General features: G+C 74.2%; 1 protein-coding gene. It reads right to left on the bottom strand.

Annotation, left to right across the window (positions count from 1 at the left end):
• Positions 1-1,966: acyl-CoA dehydrogenase family protein (locus FNH05_RS36740; protein WP_144593435.1), on the bottom strand; the 1,966-nt coding region annotated here is incomplete at both ends.

A 1,966-nucleotide genomic window follows, 5' to 3' on the forward strand; every position in this document is an offset into this window, starting at 1 on the left:
GGGGCAGGCCGAGCAGGCGTTCGTCGGCCACGTTGAGCAGCACCTGGGTGGTGCCGCCGGCGATGCTCAGGCACCGGGTGAGCAGGAACTCGTGCTGTGCCTCGGCGTCGACGACACCGAGGGGGCCGCGCAGGTCGAGTGCGGTTTCCGCACAGGCCTGCCGGTGCCGGACGCCGAGGAGTTTGCGCACGCTCGACTCGGGGCCGGGGTCCTGCCCGGCCAGCCGCCGCAGGGTGGCCCGCAGGTCGAGCAGTGCGCAGGCCGAACCCTCCGTCACCAGCGCGCCGAGCCGGTCGAGCACCGCCGCGTCGGGCTCCGTCACCGTCGCGAGCAGCCCCTCCACCGCCTCGCCGACGGAAGAGCCGCTGCCCATCGCGACCCGTTCGTTGGCCAGTGTGGTGCGGGCGAGCCGCCAGCCGCCGTGCACCTCGCCGACCACCATGGCGTCCGGGACGAACACGTCGTCGAGGAAGACCTCGTTGAACACCGCGTCGCCGGTGATCTCGCGCAGTGGCCGGATGTCGATGCCGGGAGTCCGCATGTCGACAAGGAAATACGTGATGCCCTTGTGCTTGGGTGCCTCCTGGTCGGTGCGGGCCAGGCAGATCGCCCAGTCCGCCTCGCGCGCCACCGAGGTCCACACCTTCTGCCCGGACAGCAGCCAGCCGCCGTCCACTCTGGTCGCCCTGGTGCGCAGGGAGGCAAGGTCCGATCCCGCGCCGGGCTCGCTGAACAGCTGGCACCAGGTGATCTCGCCGCGCAGGGTCGGTCCGGCGAACCGGTCCCGCTGCTCCCGGGTGCCGTGCTCGAGGATGGTGGGCACGGCCCAGGCACCGATCACCAGATCGGGACGGCGGACACCGGCCCGCTCCAGTTCGGCGTCGATCACCAGTTGGCGTTCGGCGCCGGCGTCGAGCCCGTACGGCTTCGGCCAATGGGGCATGAGGTAGCCGGTTTCGGCGAGCCGGACCCGCTGCTGCGCGGGCGGGAGCGCCGCGATCGCCTCCGCGGTCGCACGGACATCCGGGTCGGGGGCGAGTTCGAGGCCGAGCCGCCGTCGCGCGCCGGACAACGCGAGTTCCGCAACGCGCCGCCGCCAGCGCCCCGAGCCGCCGAGCAACTGCCGCAACGACACCGCACGCCGCAGGTAGCGGTGCGCGTCGTGCTCCCAGGTGAATCCGATGCCGCCGAGGACCTGGATGCAGTCCTTGGCGTTGTCGACGGCGGCGTCGAGCGCCCCGGCCGCGGCGAGCGCGGCGGCGAAGGCGTGCTCCGCGGGGTCGGTGGCGGCCCGCGCGGCGTCCCAGGCCAGAGCCGCCGCGAACTCGGCCCGGCACAGCATTTCCGCGCACAGGTGTTTCACCGCCTGAAACGATCCGATCGGGCGGCCGAACTGCTCCCGGACCTTGGCGTACTCGCTCGCGGTGCGCACGCACCAGCCGGCGATGCCGGCGGCCTCGGCGGCGGCCAGTGTCACGGCGAGATCCTCGACCGGGGCATCGCCGAGCACCCACGACCGGTCGACTTCGACCCCGTCGAGATCGAGGAAACCGAGGCGGCGCGAGAGGTCCAGCGCGGCGGCCTCCTCGACCGGCCCGGGCGGCAGCAGGCACCAGACGGTGCCGCCCTCGAACGCGGCGGGCAGCAGCAGGTGGGTGGACTCGTCCGCCTCCAGCACCGGACCGGTGCGGCCCCGCAGGATCAGCCCCGGCCCGCCCCGCGTCGCGGTGACGGTGCCGGTGCCGAATCCGATGGCGACGCGGGCCTTGCCTTCGGCCAGCGCCGGGGCGAGTTCCTGGGCCACCGGCGCCTCCGGGCGCCCGGCCAGCACGAGCCCGGCGAGGACGGTGCCGAAGACCGGGCCGGGGACGAGGGCCGCCGCCACCTCCTCCAGCCCCGCCACGAGATCGGCGACGGTCCCACCGTCACCGCCGAGTTCTTCGGGCAGGGCCAGCCCGAACAGCCC

Origin of the sequence: Amycolatopsis rhizosphaerae (assembly GCF_007713715.1) — a bacterium.
Lineage (GTDB): Bacteria > Actinomycetota > Actinomycetes > Mycobacteriales > Pseudonocardiaceae > Amycolatopsis_E > Amycolatopsis_E rhizosphaerae.